This is a genomic window from Rhizobium sp. P2_G9 (genome assembly GCF_056403475.1).
Genome location: NZ_JBFUFK010000001.1, coordinates 49,475 through 67,881 on the forward strand (window position 1 = coordinate 49,475; position 18,407 = coordinate 67,881).

At 60.5% G+C, this 18,407-nt stretch carries 18 protein-coding genes; 5 read left to right on the forward strand and 13 right to left on the reverse strand.

What is annotated here, in order from left to right:
- Positions 1-57 precede the first annotated feature (57 nt).
- The gene (locus tag AC1DYF_RS00200; protein WP_477874002.1) at positions 58-975 is read left to right on the forward strand and encodes a polysaccharide deacetylase family protein; all 918 of its coding nucleotides are present in this window, start codon (positions 58-60) and stop codon (positions 973-975) included.
- 261 nt (positions 976-1,236) lie between these two features.
- On the opposite strand, the gene AC1DYF_RS00205 is transcribed toward AC1DYF_RS00200, so the two are convergent.
- Both AC1DYF_RS00205 and AC1DYF_RS00210 read right to left on the reverse strand, forming a co-directional pair.
- Positions 1,237-2,274 (reverse strand): acyltransferase family protein, encoded by a 1,038-nt coding sequence (locus AC1DYF_RS00205; protein WP_477874004.1) that lies wholly within the window; start codon positions 2,272-2,274, stop codon positions 1,237-1,239.
- A 427-nt stretch (positions 2,275-2,701) separates the two neighbouring features.
- Positions 2,702-3,130 carry a hypothetical protein gene (locus tag AC1DYF_RS00210; RefSeq protein WP_477874006.1) on the reverse strand — a complete coding sequence of 143 codons (429 nt, stop codon included), beginning with the start codon at positions 3,128-3,130 and terminating at the stop codon, positions 2,702-2,704.
- Positions 3,131-3,324: 194 nt separating this feature from the next.
- Here AC1DYF_RS00210 and AC1DYF_RS00215 point away from each other — a divergent pair, with 194 nt between their 5' ends.
- Positions 3,325-3,474: a hypothetical protein gene (locus tag AC1DYF_RS00215; protein ID WP_477874008.1), complete on the forward strand. Its 150-nt coding sequence runs from the start codon at positions 3,325-3,327 to the stop codon at positions 3,472-3,474.
- Between the two features lie 382 nt (positions 3,475-3,856).
- Here the strand turns inward: AC1DYF_RS00215 and AC1DYF_RS00220 are convergent, their stop codons facing one another.
- From AC1DYF_RS00220 to AC1DYF_RS00250, 7 genes are all read right to left on the reverse strand, one after another.
- On the reverse strand, positions 3,857-4,159 hold the full coding sequence (locus AC1DYF_RS00220) for a hypothetical protein (protein WP_477874010.1): 303 nt from the start codon (positions 4,157-4,159) through the stop codon (positions 3,857-3,859).
- Positions 4,160-4,256: 97 nt separating this feature from the next.
- Positions 4,257-4,478 carry a hypothetical protein gene (locus AC1DYF_RS00225; protein ID WP_477874012.1) on the reverse strand — a complete coding sequence of 74 codons (222 nt, stop codon included), beginning with the start codon at positions 4,476-4,478 and terminating at the stop codon, positions 4,257-4,259.
- Between the two features lie 161 nt (positions 4,479-4,639).
- Positions 4,640-5,080 (reverse strand): NUDIX domain-containing protein, encoded by a 441-nt coding sequence (locus AC1DYF_RS00230; protein ID WP_477874014.1) that lies wholly within the window; start codon positions 5,078-5,080, stop codon positions 4,640-4,642.
- A gap of 251 nt (positions 5,081-5,331) precedes the next feature.
- Positions 5,332-5,922, reverse strand: coding sequence for a transglutaminase-like cysteine peptidase (locus AC1DYF_RS00235; protein WP_477874016.1), 591 nt, complete (start codon positions 5,920-5,922; stop codon positions 5,332-5,334).
- Between the two features lie 147 nt (positions 5,923-6,069).
- A complete protein-coding gene (locus AC1DYF_RS00240; protein ID WP_477874018.1) occupies positions 6,070-7,227 on the reverse strand; it encodes a GNAT family N-acetyltransferase in 1,158 nt (385 codons plus the stop codon).
- Positions 7,224-8,231 carry a sterol desaturase family protein gene (locus AC1DYF_RS00245; protein ID WP_477874020.1) on the reverse strand — a complete coding sequence of 336 codons (1,008 nt, stop codon included), beginning with the start codon at positions 8,229-8,231 and terminating at the stop codon, positions 7,224-7,226. The genes AC1DYF_RS00240 and AC1DYF_RS00245 overlap by 4 nt, the downstream gene beginning before the upstream one ends.
- Positions 8,232-8,416: 185 nt before the next feature.
- Positions 8,417-10,324 carry a heparinase II/III family protein gene (locus AC1DYF_RS00250; RefSeq protein WP_477874022.1) on the reverse strand — a complete coding sequence of 636 codons (1,908 nt, stop codon included), beginning with the start codon at positions 10,322-10,324 and terminating at the stop codon, positions 8,417-8,419.
- A gap of 115 nt (positions 10,325-10,439) precedes the next feature.
- Between AC1DYF_RS00250 and AC1DYF_RS00255 the strand changes: the two genes are divergently transcribed.
- Together AC1DYF_RS00255 and AC1DYF_RS00260 are read left to right on the forward strand one after the other, a co-directional pair.
- Entirely contained in the window at positions 10,440-11,681 is a 1,242-nt protein-coding gene (locus AC1DYF_RS00255; protein WP_477874024.1) for a glycoside hydrolase family 5 protein, read from the forward strand.
- Between the two features lie 155 nt (positions 11,682-11,836).
- The gene (locus AC1DYF_RS00260; protein ID WP_477874561.1) at positions 11,837-12,310 is read left to right on the forward strand and encodes a VOC family protein; all 474 of its coding nucleotides are present in this window, start codon (positions 11,837-11,839) and stop codon (positions 12,308-12,310) included.
- Between the two features lie 9 nt (positions 12,311-12,319).
- Here AC1DYF_RS00260 and AC1DYF_RS00265 read toward each other — a convergent pair whose 3' ends face one another.
- Entirely contained in the window at positions 12,320-13,414 is a 1,095-nt protein-coding gene (locus AC1DYF_RS00265; protein WP_477874026.1) for a glycosyltransferase family 4 protein, read from the reverse strand.
- 184 nt (positions 13,415-13,598) lie between these two features.
- On the opposite strand from AC1DYF_RS00265, the gene AC1DYF_RS00270 reads away from it, so the two are divergent.
- Complete coding sequence (locus AC1DYF_RS00270; RefSeq protein ID WP_477874028.1) at positions 13,599-15,044, forward strand: lipopolysaccharide biosynthesis protein; 1,446 nt, start codon at positions 13,599-13,601, stop codon at positions 15,042-15,044.
- A gap of 16 nt (positions 15,045-15,060) precedes the next feature.
- Here the strand turns inward: AC1DYF_RS00270 and AC1DYF_RS00275 are convergent, their stop codons facing one another.
- Genes AC1DYF_RS00275 through wecB form a run of 3 tightly spaced genes read right to left on the reverse strand, consistent with a single transcriptional unit; the run spans position 15,061 to position 18,315 of the window.
- Complete coding sequence (locus AC1DYF_RS00275) at positions 15,061-15,849, reverse strand: WecB/TagA/CpsF family glycosyltransferase (RefSeq protein WP_477874030.1); 789 nt, start codon at positions 15,847-15,849, stop codon at positions 15,061-15,063.
- Positions 15,846-17,168 carry a UDP-N-acetyl-D-mannosamine dehydrogenase gene (wecC, locus tag AC1DYF_RS00280; RefSeq protein WP_477874032.1) on the reverse strand — a complete coding sequence of 441 codons (1,323 nt, stop codon included), beginning with the start codon at positions 17,166-17,168 and terminating at the stop codon, positions 15,846-15,848. Before wecC ends, AC1DYF_RS00275 begins: the two co-directional genes overlap by 4 nt.
- A complete protein-coding gene (gene wecB, locus AC1DYF_RS00285; protein WP_477874034.1) occupies positions 17,161-18,315 on the reverse strand; it encodes a non-hydrolyzing UDP-N-acetylglucosamine 2-epimerase in 1,155 nt (384 codons plus the stop codon). The genes wecC and wecB overlap by 8 nt, the downstream gene beginning before the upstream one ends.
- Positions 18,316-18,407 lie beyond the last annotated feature (92 nt).

Sequence of the window (18,407 nt, forward strand, 5' to 3'; positions counted from 1 at the left end):
GCTCTGAGGCGGCTTAGGAGGCAGATCGCAGCGCTCAGGCCCGGACCGGTGATTCTCATGTATCATCGGATTGCCGAGGTCGAGGGCGATCCCTGGGACATCTGCGTCAGCCCTGCCAATTTCGCGTCTCAGCTGAAGGTGTTGAAATCTAGTCGGCAAGTTCTGAGCCTGACGGACTTCTGTCGGCGTCATGCCGAGGGAAGCCTGCCGCCCAATGCCGCGGCCATCACGTTCGATGACGGTTATGCCTGCAATGCGGCTGTTGCCGCGCCGCTGCTCATCGAGAACGGCCTGCCGGCGACCATATTTCTCTGTTCCGGCATGATCGGTTCGACGCGCTGGTTCTGGTGGGACGCGCTTGAAGAAATCGTCATGCAGCATCGCGATGTTGCGATCCGCATCACCTCGCCGGAACGGCGGGAATGGGCCCTGGGAGCACGGGACTCCGACCTTCAACGAAGAAGCTGGCGCGCATCCGGCGGAGAATGGACGGCGCGGCAGCGTGCCTATATCGGAATCTGGACATATCTGAAGTCGCTCGACAATACCGACCGCGAAAGCGCGATGGCCGAACTTCATGCGCAATCAGGGGTGCCGGAACAGGCTCCGGCGAGCGGTGCCGCCTTGAGCTTGCAGCAGCTGAACTGGCTCGCTGGCCAGCCCCTGATTGAACTCGGCGCACACACCGTCACCCACCCTGCACTGGCGGGCTGTGCTCCGGCAGTGCAAGGGCAGGAAATCGGCGGAAGCGTCGAGGAATGCGCGCGGTTGATCGGCCGGAACATAAGATCTTTCGCCTATCCCTATGGAAGCTATGGGCCGGAAACCCCGGCGATTGCCGCCGAAGCCGGCTTGGAATTCGCCTGCACGACGCGGGGGGATCGAGTGAAGCCGGGCGACCCTCTGTTAGAATTGCCCCGTTACCAGGTCTTCAATCTGGCAGGGAAGGAAATGCTAAAAACGTTTCCGGGTTAGGGATATCGGCGAATTTCTAATGGGCAGGGCTTGTGCGAGACGCCGAAGCTACTCACGTTTGACAACACGACGGCCGGCGAAAAAAATGGGGTAGCGGTCATCACAGTCGCTCCGGAAATTGGAGGTCGTGCTCAACCAATCGCCAAACCGCTCCCGACCCACTGGCGATCCATGCCGCGATGCATTCGGTCAGTCCGAATAACCAAATAGCAGCACCGTTCGAAGAAGCCCCGATCGCTACTTCGCTGGCATAATCGATAATCAGCTGCTGCTTGCACCAGCCGAACGCCGTGATCTGTCAAGCAACCTCGTCAGTCCGAGTCTGGCGCTGCGAGTCAGCGGCACTTCGAGCCATCTATGTGCAACCAATCCAAAAACAATGGCGATGATACACGCCAATCCATAGAATTTGCCACCCTCGCCGAGCCCAAGATGAGGCGCCGCCGAGGCCACTGCGAGATATGCGAACTCCTGAACCAGATAGATGGAGTAGGATGCGTCGCCAAGAGCCTTCAGAGGCAACAGACGAGGAATAAGATTGCCGCGATCGAGCAGCAAGAAAGCACTGACTAAAAAGCAGGCGGCGGCGCCTGGCCCCAATTCGGGAAAAGCGGCGCCAAAAACGAGAAGACTTCCGGACACAAGTGCGCTGTAGAGAGTGGCCTCCCGAAAGCGCCTGTTTTTCAGGTCGAAGCCAAAAATCCTTCCAAGAAACGCACCGGAAAGAAACTCCATCAATCGCGGGCCTGAATACGTTGCCAGCGCCGGATTTTGAGGCTCATACAAGAACCCGATCGAGACCAGAGCGATGAAAGTGAGGGTTAGGACGGTTAATCTGTAAGAAATCGGCAGCAACAGCATGCTGGCAAAAGCCGCATAGAAAAACATCTCGTAGTTTAGGGTCCATCCGAGATAATATAAAGGCCAGATGTTCTGGCTCGAATAGGGAGCCTCTGCCGGTATGAAAAAGAGAGACTTCAATATGTATCCAGCTGAAAGCGAATTTTCCATGGGCGTGGTATAGACGCCGTACCAACCGAGAAAAATCACCATGGCGGTGGCTGCCCAATAGAGCGGGACGATCCTCGTCAGGCGGTCCAGAAAGAACCGGCGCGGGGTCACAGAGCGCCCGTCTGTAATCGCGACGACAATGAACCCGCTGATGACGAAAAAAATATCGACGCCATATTTGCCAAAATCAAATAGCCAATGTCCCTGCAGCATGTGGAAGGCGACCACAGATACCGCAGCGATTGCGCGCAGGTACTGGATCGACCAAATCTCTGCTTTGCTCTGCATGTTGAACTGACACCCTGACCACCGCTCGCACATATATACGATATAGTTGATTTTGGCGTCGATCTATTAATTTTACATACGCCCCCCGGCGTCTGCCGTCTCCATGCTGGCAACCCGCCGGATGCTAAGAATTCGCGACGTAGTTTCCGGAGAACTCCGTTTTAAGGACTTCATCGCCTCGGCTGATGAAGGAACGGCAAGACTGGGCCGATAAAACTGAAGTACGGAGCGAAATCTCACGTCATACGGGGGCGTTGTCCCAGGCGACGAAAACCCTGAGGTTTTCCCGCCAGCCGCAAGATCCATAACAAGTGCGGTGCGGCGATCAATAAATCTAGCTCCCTCAACTTGCTGAGATAATCAAGATAGCGAGCCCCGTCGGCACGAACACGTATCCAAGCGCCCGAGTTATGCCAAATTGCTTACGTCAATCGCACTCGCCTCGATGAGGTGACTTTCGCGTGTCCTTTCCGGTCGTTTTGGCGGCAGTAGGGCGCAGTGCATCCTTTGACCCCCTACGCCACTGCCCCGTCAGCCAGGAAGGCAAAAGCATTTCATATGCCTCGGAAGTGAGGAGAGGCGTTTTGGCGCGTATGCTCGCAATCGTCGCCAAAGCCTCCTTGCGTGCAAGGTCGATACGGATCGAATTGCCAAATCTCAGCGAAAGGTCAAGCTCCTTGAGCCGCTGGAGCAGGGTGTCCAACGGGGTCGGGTCGATACCGCGGAAACTGGCAAATTCGCGCCCATTTTCAACGAACTCGTCACCGAGTTCCTTTATTCGGTCCACGCCACTCCGGCTTCCGTGATGGACTGCGAGCTCCAGCAGAGACAATGACGTATCGAGCGACCGCACCATGCGAATTCTCCGAGCAGCCTATTCAACAGACTTTAGGCGATTTTTTGTGCGGTGCAACAAAAATGTGAGAGGAGCGTGGAAACGCCGTAAGCTGACGTGGCGTGACCAGCCGATGGTAGAATTGAGGGAGCTCCAGCCAGCTTCAGACGCTGCGCCACTTATGCCGCGGGTCGGATGGCGCCGAAAAATGCTCGATGATCGAACGCGATGGCAACACCGCTGAAGAGACGATCGGCCCCGCTCAATCGAAGCCAAGGACCGACAAAATCGGCATTCCATCAGATATCGGCGAGAAACTGAAGCAATTGCCCCATATCAATGCAGTTGTCCGCTTGCGCCGGTAGTGTCTTCGGCGTAAACCGGGATAGTATCTCGGGGGAGGAGATGCCATGAATCGCTTGCAAGCGTTGTTGCTGAGCTTCGAGCTGTCAGTTTTTATATGGATAGGTATTTTCCTGGGCGTCTATTGGCTGCTCGGATAGCCGTCGCGTCCTCATGCGCTTCGCGTCTATCGCATCGACAGCATCAGATGAAGCGCGCCCCAGGCTAGAAAAACGAGCCAAGAAAGCTGCGCCAGAAGCGCGAAAATAAACCAAGCCTTGACCATGATCGGATCTCCGTTCCGGGCGAACGGAGATATCGCGGGCAACCGGCCGAATTCAAGGCGGACCAAAAGTTAACCTTACCGGACGCTCACACGCCTTCCGATCTCTTTCAGAGCATGCTCTAGTTCAGCCACTGCCGATTGCCGCGGTTGTCGATCATCTGCAAACGCCTCCCGTTTGACAGGATTTTGACGCACTCGATACGCCCGCCTGGATAGCGAAGGCACATATGCCCATCACCGATCTGGTATCCAATTCGGCTCTTCGAGCCGTAGAGATAGCCATCACGACGTTCGGTGAGATGTCGCGCACCCGGCAGATAAGTCTGGATCTCTGCTATGGTGGCGGCTTTGAGCTTCAAAGGCTCTGCCGCGTCGCTCATTCCTGCCCACGCAAGCAGTATGAGAAATAATGTGAGGCGCATCCCAATCTCCTTTTGTACCCCCCGGATTTATTGGGCGGCCTGATATCCCGGTCAATAGCCAGTCGAAATGTTCTCTATCGCTGTGTCGGCAATGATACTATCGACAGGTATATCGACCCTTAGCGACCTTGTAGCACCCGGGTCGATTGGTCTGGTATTGCTGCTGCCGCTGGCGTGGCTGAACGGTGTCGCCGGAGATGGCCCCGCTGATATCGCCGCTAATCCCGTGACGTTTCTTGGTCGTCGTCGAATAGGTTTGGCTGTCGGCGATGCCTGCGAAAAGGCTGGCCAAAGCCAGTGCGAGAATGAGAGTGCGCATTGTAGCGATCCTGGTGTTAAGCGTCTCCCTATATCAGGGCGAAAATGATTCCGAAACTCGCTCTGCCGCCGCGCTCGCTTTCGCTGCCCGGCACAGAGACGATCGGCTTCTGTGCGATGTCTGACGCTTACTGTATCAGAATTCGGTGCATGCCACAAATTTCAGGTATCAAGGAGATCGATGATCCGACGGCAAATGGCAGAACAATCCGAGGGAAGGTGCTGAAGGGGAAACCATTTCGTCTCGGCGATTTCCCAGCTCGTTTTTAAATTCGGCATTTCGGTGAACCCTGCCGCACGGAACGCCATGATATAGTCGCCCCTGGCCTGCGCCGTTGGGTTAGGGAACACGCCGACAAATGTCGGCGGGGAGGTTAGAGTGATCGCGACCTCTTCTCTCAGTTCCCTCGCCACCGCATTTTCCGGCGTTTCGGGCGGGTCGATGCCGCCGCCCGGGAGGTGCCAGCCCGGCTTGTATGAATGGCGCACGAGAAGCACGTTGCCTTCATGCACCAAGGCCACCTGTGCGCCAATTGTGGCTCTCTGTTTCACCCAGAGAGCTATGTAAAAGGCACGGACGACAAGTTTCGTGAGGAAGCGCATGCTCCTCACCGCTCACGATGCAGGCATGTGACTGACAAAAGCTGCCAGTGCCATTGTGATTATGAGTGCGAGCGACAAAGTCCAATGGCCGGTGCTGTTTCTGTTTTGCATGGGGAGTGCCGTAATTGATGATTTCGGGTGGGTAGCCCGCGGGACCGGCACCATGCAATGCCGTTCATCCGGTAACCTTACCCGCTAACCATTGCGCACCCGTACCAATCGAGGCTTGGCCTCAACGTCATCGGATAGGATTATAACTTGTGCCAAATCCGCGGATCGTTCGAGGCCTGTATCATGTCCCACTGCAGGCCGGTTTTTCGCCAGTTGCGCACAGCCCCGGTGAGATTGTCGAGCACGAGGTCGCCTTTGTTGGTCCGCACGACGAGCACGAGGTGACCCTCTCCCCAGGCCGTGTGGGCGACGGCCAGGCGCAGCGCGGATGCGGGCCAGCCGTGGGCAATCAGAGCGTGGCGCTTGGTGATTGCAAAGTCCTCGCAGTCGCCTTCACGCGGCGCCAGAGACCATGTGTCATTGCCGCTATCGTTGACGGGGAGAATGTCGTGATTGATCTCACTGTTTACCGAGACGAGCTCACGCCTTTTGTCGGACGTAAGATCGATAGCATCCGGGCCATTGGACGCCGAACAATCGGCGGGTTGATGCACGCAAAACACGACGTGAGCGAAGGGCGCGGTAACCCGTCCACCTTCCTTCAGATAAAGTGCATTGAGCTCCGGTTTGGGCACGCGGGTCACGCCGCCAAGACCGAACGCAAATGCCGAATCCGGGATGAAAGATATCGCAAGGACAGCCGTCGCCACAATTTTGAGTAGAGTTGTCATCTAAAACTCCCACGCCATGTTTGCGGGAGAAGATAGCTTTGAAAGGTGGAACTCTGCTCAAGTCGAACGTTCAATATTTAACGATCGCTGTTTCACAAACGGCCTCAGGCAGACCCGGCGTGGTTGATATTGTTGACGCGCACCGTCTCAATCAACATCGGGGTCGCGGTCTGCAGCCGGCACGTCGGCCGGATTCCTGGCCCGCCTTGCCTGGATGTTGCGCCGGACGCGGTCGGCGATAAGCGCCAGCGAGCCGCGGAGGCTGCGCGCGCCCATTACCGATTCCAATACCACGGACTGTGTCGCGAACCGTTCCTTAAAGGCCTCACCGCCGCAGAGGAAATCGACCGTGCCAAGGCCTTGGTCGAACGACCATTTGATATATTCCATCATCAGGATGAGGCCGGGCGAGGAAGAGGCGAAGTCCGGATCGAAGGTTGTCACCCAGGCCATCATCATGCCGCGCTGGATGAAGTTGATCGAGATGGCGATGACCGTTTCGTTGCTTTCCAGCACGAAGATATGCAGCACGCCGGCACGCAGAAGTACCGAGACGAGCGCCGTCAGCGTCTCGGCGTCGTCCTCGAACAGAGCGGACTGGTGGCCGCGTTCGGCGAGCCATTTGCCCTTGAGCACGGAAAGCCGCGTCAGAAGGGGAGCGAGCGGCTCGTCCGGCGGCACCAGGCGAAATCTGAGATCGCCGGATTTCTCGATCGTGTTGCGTCCGTGGCGGTAGTTTTTGCGGGTCTTTTTCGAAAGACCGTTGAACCATGCGGCGCCGTCCTTCCAAGATCCCGTGACCCGGTGGCTGACTTCGCTGCGTGGATGCAGTCCGAGCCTGATACTGCCTGCCGTGGTCGGCGTGAAAAATGCCTTGGCCGGCGTGTCCGGCAGCAGGCGATAGAGAAAGGCCAGATCGAAGCCGCCAGGCCTCGACAGCTCGTTCCACAGCCGCGTCAGGGCCTCCGAGGGGCATTCCGGCGCCATCAGGATATTGCCGTAATCGGAATAGCTGCCGGCGGCCCATTCGAGGAAGCGTAGTCCCTTGCGCCGGGCGATCGCCAGCGGCATGACCGCCAACAGCCTGTCGTCCCGCCAGACGAGACCGATCCGCAGCGCCCTGCGGTCGCGATCAACAGCGGTTCGCCACCAGGCGGAAATCCAGTCATGGCTCTGGAAGATCAATCCATCGGTCTGTTGCCAGAGCTCCATCCAGGCGGGACCTACGGCGTCCAGCCGGTCTGCGGAACGGACAATTTCCAACCTGTCGAGGCCGGCCTCGCTTTGCGATGCGAGCACGCTCATGATTTAGGCCCGTCCTGCGTCCGCACCAGTTCGTCCTGGCCACGCCCGGAGAGTCTGCGCCAGGGTTTCTGCGCCTGCCACCACATCTTCTTCAGCGGCAGGATCCAGAGGCCGAACAGCGACTGGTAGTCGCGCACGTCGCGGTCGATCAGTCCGAACTGAAAATCTTCCTGTGGTGCCGGCACGACCAAAGTTCCGAACAGCCGGTCCCAGAAGGAGAACAGGAGACCGAAATTCTTGTCGTAGTGCCGCGGGTCGATGCTGTGGTGCAATTGGTGCCAATGCGGGCAGAGAACGAGATTGTTGATCGGGCCGAAGGAAATCTTGAGATGCGTGTGGCGGACGAAATCCATCATCAGGATATTGCGCACGACATAGACATTGATGCCGAAAATCGTCACCTCGACCGGATCGAGCGCGATCAGCGTCCACATGCCGAAGCAGATGCCGGGAATGACGCCATCCCACATGCGGTTCATCAGATCATCGAGCGGATGCACCCGATCCTTGGTGATGCCCACCATGACCTGGGCGGAGTGATGCACCTTGTGCAGTTCCCAGAGGAAGGGAAAACGATGCTGGGCGTAGTGATAGACATAATAGGAAATGTCGTAGGCGAGCAGCATGCTGATCGTGAACAGGACGATGGTCACCGGTCCTGCTGGCCCGCCGATCAGTGGCGTGTCGATATGAAAGAGCCCGCCCAGCAATCGATTGGTTCCATAACCCACGGCGGTCACGAAAGTCACGCCGGCGGGGATGAACAGGAACGGTCCGACCAGCTTCTTCGTGACCCAGAAAAGCGCATCGGCCCTGGCCGATGGGTGGAAAAGGATTTCCGTCGGGAACATGAAATCGAAGAAATCCCGGATCGACCTCTCCTTGACCACGCGAAAATAGGCGATTACTGCGCAGATCAGCGCGGTCAGCAGAATGAGGCCGGGCGTTACCAGGTCGATCCCGACCAGCTTGCGCGTGACCGCACTGACAAAATCAAACAACATGCCGGCTCCTTGGTCGCGGATACGATAACCGTGACAAGTGAGACATCCGAGGGACGGCCGGATGCCGCCTCACGTGGTTAATGCAGTTCTATGACATAGTTGTGCATCACGATACCGGATAGCATTTCCGGCGGGAAGCCGAATCAACACTGCGTTATCGCTAAAATATGCAAAACACGCCGATTTCAACCTTGGCGCTGTACCGGAAACAACCAGCTGCGGACACCACCTTCGTCCACTTTGCCCCGCCACGACACACGTTGGGCCGGCTCCCGGATGCCGAATCTGGGCGACACCCAGCCACCCTGACCCGGCCTGTCTCCTCCGGTGGAGATTTCGATTGCCGTGTCGGGAAGATGCATCTCCAGGAGTGGCTCGTCGCCGCGGCGCACCACCACCCGATTGCTGTCACGATCGACCGCAAGCCCGGCGGCAAGCTGAAAGACGATTTCCGCCTCGCGGGCGGCGCCGATCAGGCGGTCGATGACGGCAATTCCCCCTGTGTCTCGCGAAAGCGTGCGCTCGTGGACGACACTGTAGCGCCTTTGGTAGCCGTCCTGGCGAGCGCTCAGCCGCCAGTTCGGTTCAGGCCGGCTTTCGATCAGCTTCGCCTCAGCCTTGTGAGACCAGTTGAAGGCGCCGGCCACGGTGCTTTGGCTGACGCCGTCGATGTTGAGCGTATTGTGCGCGGGCGTCGACCGGAACCATTTGCGCCACACGCCGCCGGAACCGTAGAGCCAGGTGCCGGGATCGACGAGCACAGGCACACCATCGATCGATAGTGTCAGCGCCAACGCGTCGGCATGGCCATGGGCTGCAATCGACAGGTAGCCGAGTGGGCCATGGTCGAATGTCAGGCGGATGCGGCGGCTGTTGATCTCACCGTGCCAGACGCTCAAGCCTCCCTCCGGGAATGTCGTAAGTCCGGTGGGCGCTGGCATGGCCGCTGGCGGCGCGGCGAACAGCACGGCGCGGAAGTCGCCTGCCATGGGCAAAATACCGGGCTCGCGGCAGAAGCCGGCTATGGCGGCAGCGACGGACGCCGGATAGTCGGCCTCATTGCCCAGCGTCAACGCTCGCCCCTCGTCGTCATCGCCGAACGACACGGTCTTGTCTCCGAACTGACCAATGAAATCGGCGAACGCACCGAGACGTTGTTCGACCTGAGGCGAGAAGGGCTGGCCGGAGCCGCGCGCCGCCAGCGCACATAGCAAGACCAGTTCCGCCGTGAAGGCTGCATAGGTCGGGCTTTGCTCGGCACCGCTGCCATCCGGCAGGATCTGCTTCAGCATCTTCGCTTGCAGCACCTCATGGGCTGCACCCGAGGGTATTTCCAGCGCGAGACCGATCAGGAATTCGCCCGCCAGTTCCGCAACGAGATGATTGTTGGCCGAGGAGAAACGCGACTGAAAGCGCGGCAGCCAATAGGCGCTGGCGAGAAGAATTTCACCAACCCGTCGGCGGGTGGCATCGCTCATCCTGCCCTCCAGGAGGTCGCAGGTGACAATCAGGCTGATGGCGCGCAACGCCACCTCGATGCCCGACAACCAGCCGACGCCGCGGAATGGCGGGTTGGCGCGGTGCCAGCTTTCTATGGCTGCTTCGATCGCCGCGAGGCTGCGCGCGTCGTCTTCGAGCAGCACGTACGCTGCAAGCGCCGGCAGCATTTGCAGCCGGTTGATCTCCCACACGTATTTTATATCGCTGCGGCTGCCGTCGTGCCGGAAGTCGATGTCGAACGCATAGGCATCGGCGCCCGGCCAAAGTGTCCCGGTCACCGGGTCAAGCCGCCACAGATCGGGTGGAAACAGCGACGTGGGATCGCGCGCAGGCCAATCCTGGCCCAGCGCCGAAAACCGCCCGGCAAGCGTGGCTTCCGCGGCTCGCGCAATGGCTTGCCGCTGTGCTTCTGTCGCGGCAGTCACGCGCTCGCCAAAATCAGGAAATACAGGATGGATTGGCCTCGCCGCATAGCGCGTCCAGCCTTCGTCGCGACCGCGCGAGGCGGCACGGCTTCGATGCTCGACCAGCCGATGCAGTATTTCTGCCAACTCCATGTTGCGCAATCGATTGATGTACCAACCGAGTTTCATTGGGCCTCCAAGCCAGTCCATTCCTCGATACACCATGGCAGGCAAAAAGCCATGAACTGTCATTTGCTTTTCTACCGCTGCGGTTAATATTGCCGCGGGCGTCGAGGAGGTTGGCATGAAGAGACTATTTTGCATTCTGGCATTCTTCCTCGCCTGTTCCGCAATGGCACAGGCGGCGACCTTGCATCTGTCCCGCGGCGTCGGATTGCATGAATGGCTGAACTGGGCGCCGGTGATGCCTGACGGCTCCTATCGCTGGCCGCCGTATCGCAGCGAGGCGGAATGGCTCGGCGGCAGCCGGCCAATCACTGATTGGCCCGAGGGCGATCAATTCCTGCATATCCGCTCGCTGGGCTTCGATTTCGTCCGCCTGACCGTCGATCCCGGTCCATTGGTCGCAAGTGAAGGTGCCCAGAGGCAAGAGGCGCTCGCGGTGCTCGCCACGGATATCGACCGCGTTACATCCGCCGGCCTCAAGGTGGTTTTCGATCTGCATGCTGTCAGTCAGGTTCCGGCCTATAGCATGCAGATGATCTATGACGGCGCCGACAGCGATGGCGTCGCTCGCTACCGAGCCATGGTTAAGGATGTCGCGACCATGCTCGCTGGCATCGGTGCAGATAAGGTGGCGCTGGAGCCCTATAACGAGCCGGCTTATTATCCCTGCGGTGCGGGAGGCACGGACGATTGGCAGCGGATCATGGCGTCGACCGTCGCCGACATCCGTTCCGTGAGCCGGGATCTCACCATCATCGCCACCGGCGCCTGCGGCGGCAGCATCACCGGGCTCATCAACCTTGATGCCAATTTCGACGACCCGAACCTCTACTATAATTTCCACATGTACGAGCCGCACAGTTTTACCCATCAGCGCGCCGACGACAAACGGACATTCAGTTCCGGCCTGCCATGGCCCGCCGATACGGGGACGAGGGCTCAGGTTCTGGCGCATCTCAGGCAGCATATGGCCGCGGCTGGGCTCGATGAGGCCGGGCAGGCGGCAAACCTGGCTCTGGTCGGACCCGGCATCAACAAATATTTCGCCGAGAACTGGGGGCAGGAGCAGTTGCAGGCGCGGATCAAACAGGCCGTCGACTGGGCGCTGGCGCACAACATCCCGACCGAGCGGCTGTTCATGGGCGAATTCGGCGCCATGCTGATCTCCGACGACGGCCGCACCGGCGCCTATGATGCCGATAGGCTGCGCTATCTCACCGCACTCCGGCACGAGGCCGAGCGCTACGGCATTGCCTGGTCGATCTGGGAATATTCCAACCCCTACGGCATGAGCGTCATCCTGCCCAAAGGGCCAGCCATTCCGGATGCCGAGATGCTTCATGCCCTGGGGCTGCAATGATTTCAGCCGAACTATCGTTGCACAAAAGCGGAGGCCGATGGCGCGAGTGCATGCCCTTTTCGTATTGAACCGAAGACGAGGACCATGCATTTTCCCTTGGGCCGGGAAAGTCGGGACGGAACCGGCCTCGAAAAACGAAAGGAAAAGCAATGGCAATTCCCAAGAACACGATCTGCGTCTGGTATGACAAGGACGCCGAGGCCGCCGCCCGCTTCTACGCTGAGATTTTTCCCGACAGTTCGGTGGGCTCTGTTCATCGTGCACCCAGCGACTTCCCGTCCGGCAAGGCAGGCGATGTGCTGACCGTCGAATTCACGGTCGCCGGCATTCCCTGTCTCGGCCTCAATGGCGGCCCTATGTTCAAACACAACGAGGCTTTCTCCTTCCAGATTGCCACGGACGACCAGGAAGAAACCGATCGCTACTGGAACGCCATCGTCGGCAATGGCGGCCAGGAAAGTGCATGTGGCTGGTGCAAGGACAAATGGGGCATCTCCTGGCAGATCACCCCGCGCGTACTGACCGAAGCGATGGCTGCAGGCGGCGATGAAGCAAAGCGTGCGTTTGACGCGATGATGGACATGGGAAAGATCGATGTTGCGGCGATCGAGGCTGCTCGCCGCGGTTGACGGCCGGTTTTAGCGCGCCGCCTGCTTCCAGACGTCGCAGATCGCCTCGGTGAAGGGCGCAAGGTCCAGGCGTTCGCGATGAATGGCAAGGGCCGCGGCGCCGAGCCGCGCCCGCAGCGCCGGGTCTTCGATCAGGCGCCGCAGGGCCTCTGTCAGCGCGTCGACATCGCCGGGCGGGACCAGCAGTCCCGACTGCTCATCGACAATGATGTCTTCGACCGCGCCCACCGGGGTCGTCACCACTGCAAGGCCGGCCGCCATGCCCTCGATCACCGAGACCGGAAGGTTTTCGGCGAAGGATGGTAAAGCGAGGATGTCGGCCGACGCGATCAGCGAGGCGACCTCATCCGGACCAACCCAGCCGGGCAGGCTGACCCGTGTGGCAAGCGCCAGCGCCGCCGCCTTAGCCCGCATCGCCTCCACTTCGCCGTCGCCTGCGATCGTCGCCCGCCAGCCTTCGATCGAAGAGAGCTGTGCAAGTGCCTCGATCAGTTGCGGCGTGCCTTTTCGTTCGCCGACGCGGCCGAGGAAAAGGACATGCATCTGCTCGCCCCCACCGCGATGCGGCAGCGACGGCGTCTCCGTTGCATTCGGCACGATGACGATCTTGTCGGCCGTGCCAGGTGCCCTGGCCGTAACGAAATCACGCCAGATGCGCCCGAGCACGATGACGCGGGCGGCATGCTCGAACAGGCTGCGGATGCGCCGGCTGAGGAAGCCGCTTTCGGTCCAGAATGTCTGATATTGCGACCCGTGCAGGTGCAGCACATAGGCCATGCCGAGCATCCGGGCACAGGCGGCGATGACCAGTTTGCGATAGGTGCTGCCATGGCTCGACAGGTTGATATGCACCACATCCACGCGCCCTGCCACACGCGCTGCGACCATGCTTAGGCAGACGCCCGCCATGGCCAAGACCGAAAGCGCGGTCGGCCCGGAACCGCGGCTGACCAGGAATTGCGCCTCGATATCGCGGCCGCTTCGCCGGTCGAGCTCGCGTTTCAGCGCGCCCATGATCCGGTCGATGCCGCCCTGTCCGGATGTGCCAGAGGGGACGGTAACCAGAACATGCAGGGGTCGAGAACTGGAACGGCGTTGCGGCATGGCTGTTTCACTAGCATGCCCCCGGCACGCGGCAAAGCGGAGTGCAGCGGAAAGCGGGGAGGGCGGCGGCAACTGCGATGGCCTCGTTCGTGCGATTTCGAGCCGGATTCACCCTGCGCCGAGATTCCGCTATATTTCGCGTGGCGGTGAAGCTAAGCAGGATCGACGATCCAAGGATGATCCCTTGCTGCTGCGCTCCACCCTGATCTACGCTCCGGCGATCCTTCTGACGCGCATTTCGGCGCTGCTGCTGCTGGTCGTCGCCACGCGACTGATCGACCAGACGGAATACGGTCTGCTGACGCTGGTGGTCACTGTCGGCGAGATGACCGACGTTGCCGTCACCAACTGGCTGCGCATCGCGCTGCTGAGACTTGGCGGCAAAGGCGATATCAGCCGCGGCAGCCTCGCTTTGGCCGGCCGGGTCCTGATCGGCACGACGATGCTGGCGCTCGCCATCTCGGTCGCCGCCTCCGCCGTGGTCGTGCCTGAGCGCTGGATTGCCTTTGCGATTGCGGTCTCCGCCTATCTCGTCGCTGGCGCCGTCGGTCGTTTTGCGCTCACGGTGCTGCAGATGCAGCAGCGGCATTCCGCCTATTCCATGTTCGAATTCCTGCGCGCGGTTCTGCAACTTGTCTTGCCGGTCGCGGCGATCTTCGTCTTCGAAAAATCCTTCCTCGTGATGTCGCTGGGTTCGAGCCTGGGGGCGCTGACCGCCGGCATCCTTGCCGGCGCCATGGCCTCGCGCAGGATCGTCGCCGGTCCGCCGCGCTTCACCCATCGCGAATTCTTTGCGCTGGGTGTGCCGCTGATCCTCATGGCGCTGGTCGGCTTCGGCCTCAACAATGCCGAGCGCATCTTCCTGAAACTGTTTCACGATGCCGGCGCGGTGGCGACCTTCGCCGCGGCCTATGCGCTGGCGCGCCAGCCGATCGACATGGTCGCCAATGCCGTCAACATGGGCGCCTTCCCGGAAGTGGTGAGCCGCTTCGACGACGAGGGGCCTGCCGCAGCAGGCAGGCTGCTGTCGCAACTGATGGCGCTGCTGATCCGCCTCTGTCTGCCGGTGGCGGCGCTCCTTGTGGCGCTGGCCGGCGATATCGCGGCGCTGGTCCTGCCCGCCGGTTATCGAACCGATATCGACAGACTTTTCCTGATCATCGCTGCGAGCGTCATTGCGGCGAACCTGACCAGCTTCGTCTACGGCACGGTCGTGCATGCGCACAAGCGGCCATGGCTGCTGATCATCGCCAATGCCGTCGGCTCAGCGGCGACGATTGTCCTGTCGCTTATCCTGATTCCATCGATGGCGGCGGTCGGTGCGGCTTTCGCGCTTCTGGGTGGTTCGGTTGCGAGCCTGATCGCATGCATCACCATCAGCCACCGGCTGACGCCTGTGCCGGTGCCTTGGCGGGATGTTGGCATCTCGCTGCTGATTTCCGCCACGATGGGCGTCGTGGCGATATTCGTTGCCAATGTGATGGGGGCCGCACCCGCTATAGTCAGGTTGGCAGCCGGCGGGATCGCCGGAGGCGTCGTTTTCATCGCGCTGAATGCCGTGTTCCACAGGCAGGCAACGGTCAGGATTGCCGGTACCCTGCGGATGCGGCTCAGACGCTTCGCATCCTGACCAGGAAAGGCTCTATTCAACGCCTCGGTCGCTGCCGCCATTCCTGCCACAACAGAATGGCGTAAGCCGTATTGGTCTCGTAGTAGCGAGGCCAGAGCCGGCGCGGCTCCTGCGCCACCCGGAAAAGCCATTCGAAGCCTGCATTCTGGACCATTCTCGGCGCCCTGGCGACCTTGCCGCCATAGACATCGAAGCTGCCACCGACGCCCATGACGAAATTCGGTGTCAGCCCATCGCGGTTCTTGCGCAAAAAACGCTCCTTGCGCGGCGTCGGCATGGCGACGAACAGGCAGTCGGCGCCAGATCGATTGATCGCCTCAAGCACCTCCGGTTCGTCCTCGGGCGTGAAATAGCCGTTCCGCATGCCGGCGACGATAAGTTCGGGGTGATCCTGTTTGAGCCGGTGCTGCACGGCCTCCAGCACCACCTGTTCCGCACCCAGCAGATAGGGGCGGAAGCCGCGGGCAGCGCAGAGGCCGAACAGGCTGGTCATGATGTCGATGCCCGCCACCCGCTCTGGAATGGCGAGGCCGCAGAGCCTTGCGCCCCAAACGACGCCGGTGCCGTCTATGTTGATCATATCCGCCGTCGAGACATCGTCCCGAAGCTCGGGATTGCTGCGCATGTTGACGAGCTTGGCGACGTTGACCACCGTATGATGCAGCGGTCGCTTCAGTGTCATCGCCTCTTCGGCAATGGAAAGCGTTTCCGCCATCGACAGTGCATGCATCGGCGCTCCCATGAATTCCAGCCGCCGAGAAGCGAGCAGGACATGCTGCGACCAGCCGATGCTATGGACGTTCATTCCGCCGCCTCCGGCATCGACGAAGCGCGCGACCTGCTGCCTTCGATGCGGGCATCAGGCTTGCGCGCCTTGCGCCAGGTCCAGAGACCGCGCGTGTCGATCAGTTTCTTGTCGCGCAGGGCTTCGGGGTCGATGAGATTGAACTGCCGGTGATCGACCAGCAGCACGACGACATCGGCCTGGTCGATTGCCGACAGTGCGTCGGCGAAGACGATGCCGCGGCCCTCGAGCTCGCGCGGCAGCGCCCGGACATTCGGTTCGGCGGCGACGATCTTGATCTCCGGTACCTCTGAGAGAAGTTTCACCACTTCGACAGCCGGGCTTTCGCGCAGATCGTCAATGTTCGGCTTGAAACTCAGTCCCAGGCAGGCGATGGTCTGCCGGCGATTGCCGCCGAGCAGAGCAAGAATGTCCCGCACCACGGCATGCGGGCGCTCCGAATTGATGTTGCGCGCCAGATTCATCATCGGCGATTTCTCCGGCGCGGCATCGATGATGAAATAGGGGTCGATGGCGATGCAATGGCCGCCGACGCCCGGGCCAGGCTGCAGGATGTTGACGCGCGGATGCCGGTTGGCGAGGTCGATCACCTCCCATACATTCAGCGACAGGTGTTGGCAGACGGCTGCGAGTTCGTTGGCAAAGGCGATATTGACATCACGGAACGCGTTTTCGGCGAGCTTTACCAGTTCCGCACTTTCCGCCGAGGTGATGAACAGATCGCCCGCCACGAAGCTGGAATAGAGTTCGGCTGTCCGCTCCGACGACCTGCGGGAAAGCCCGCCGATCGATCGGTCGTTGTTGATCAGCTCGGTCAGCACCTTGCCTGGCAGAACCCGCTCCGGCGAATAGGCGACCGCCACATCCGCTTCGTCGCCATGGGTGAGCGGGAAGCGAAGATCGGGACGCAGTTCGGCAAGCAGCGTGGTCATCAGGCGGGTCGTGCCGACAGGCGAGGTCGATTCCAGCACGACCATGTTGCCCGGCGCCAGGATCGGCGCAATCGCGCGCGCGGCGGCGAAGACATGCGTCACATCCGGCTTGCGATCCTCTGTGATCGGCGTCGGTACGGCGATAATGAAGGCATCGGCCGGTTGCGGCGTGACGAACGCTTGGAGCCTGCCATTCGCCACCACCTTCTGGATCAGGCCGTCGAGATCGGGCTCGACGATGTGAATCTCGCCGCGATTGACCTTCTCGACCACGGCCGGATTGATGTCGACGCCAACCACATCGAAGTCGCGGCTGGCGAAGATGGCGCAGGTCGGCAGGCCGATATATCCCATGCCGATGACGGAGACGGTCCTGATTTCAGGCATGACGCAACAGCTCCTCGACGATCCGGCTGCTCGCCCGGCCGTCGCCATAGGGATTGTGTTGTTCGGCCATGCCGCGATAGACAGCCTGGTCGTCAAGCAGCACATTGACATTGAACAGGATTTTCTCGACATCGGTACCGACCAGGCGCGCCGTGCCGGCCGCCACGCCCTCGGGCCGCTCCGTATTGCCGCGCATGACCAGCACCGGCTTGCCGAGCGACGGCGCCTCTTCCTGCACGCCGCCGCTGTCGGTCAGCACCAGATAGCTCTGCTTCTGCAGGTAGAGGAAAGCCAGATAGTCCTGCGGATCGATCAGGTGGATGTCCTGCAGGCCGCCGAGCTGAGCGTCAACCACGGCGCGAACGCTGGGGTTGGGGTGGACCGGATAGACGATCTGCACGTCGCCCCGCGTCGCCAGCGCCTTCAGCGCCGTACAAATGCGGTCGATGCCGCCGTCGAAATTCTCGCGGCGATGGCCGGTGACGAGAATCAGCTTCTTGCGGCGATCGAGGAAGGGGAACCGCCCGGCAAGCGCCTCGCTCATCGGCCTGTCGGCGTCGATCTCCGCTGAGAAATGCATGAGCGTATCGATCACCGTGTTGCCGGTGACGAAGATCATATCCGGGTTCTTGCCTTCGGCGACGAGATTGTCGCGGGCCTGCTGCGTCGGGGCAAAATGCCAGGCGGCGATGTCGCCGACGATCCTGCGGTTCAATTCCTCAGGGAAGGGCGAGCCGATATTATGGCTGCGCAGGCCAGCCTCGACATGGGCGACCGGGATGCGCTTGTAGAACGCGGCGAGCGCCGCCGCCATCGCCGTCGTCGTGTCGCCCTGTACGATGACGATATCCGGTTTCGATTTCTCCAACACCTCGCCGACGCCGGTCAGCACGCGGCTCGTCACGTCGAACAGGGTCTGGCCTGACTGCATGATGTCGAGGTCGTAGTCGACCCTCAGGCCGGTGAGCGCGATGACCTGGTCGAGCATGTCCCTGTGTTGGGCGGTAACACAAATTTCGGTTGCAAGCCCCGTTGCGCCAAGTGCTGCGCGTGCGATCGGAAAACACTTCAACGCTTCCGGCCGCGTGCCGAAGACGATCAGCAGCCTTCGCTCTTTCGGAAGCGGGGGGTGCAAATTGAAATGCATGCTTTCGTCCTGCCACTTACAATTCGGTCAAGCTTGACTACTCGTAGATCTTGAAACTGATATTATCGGGCAGGCCGCGGGGCGACGTTCAG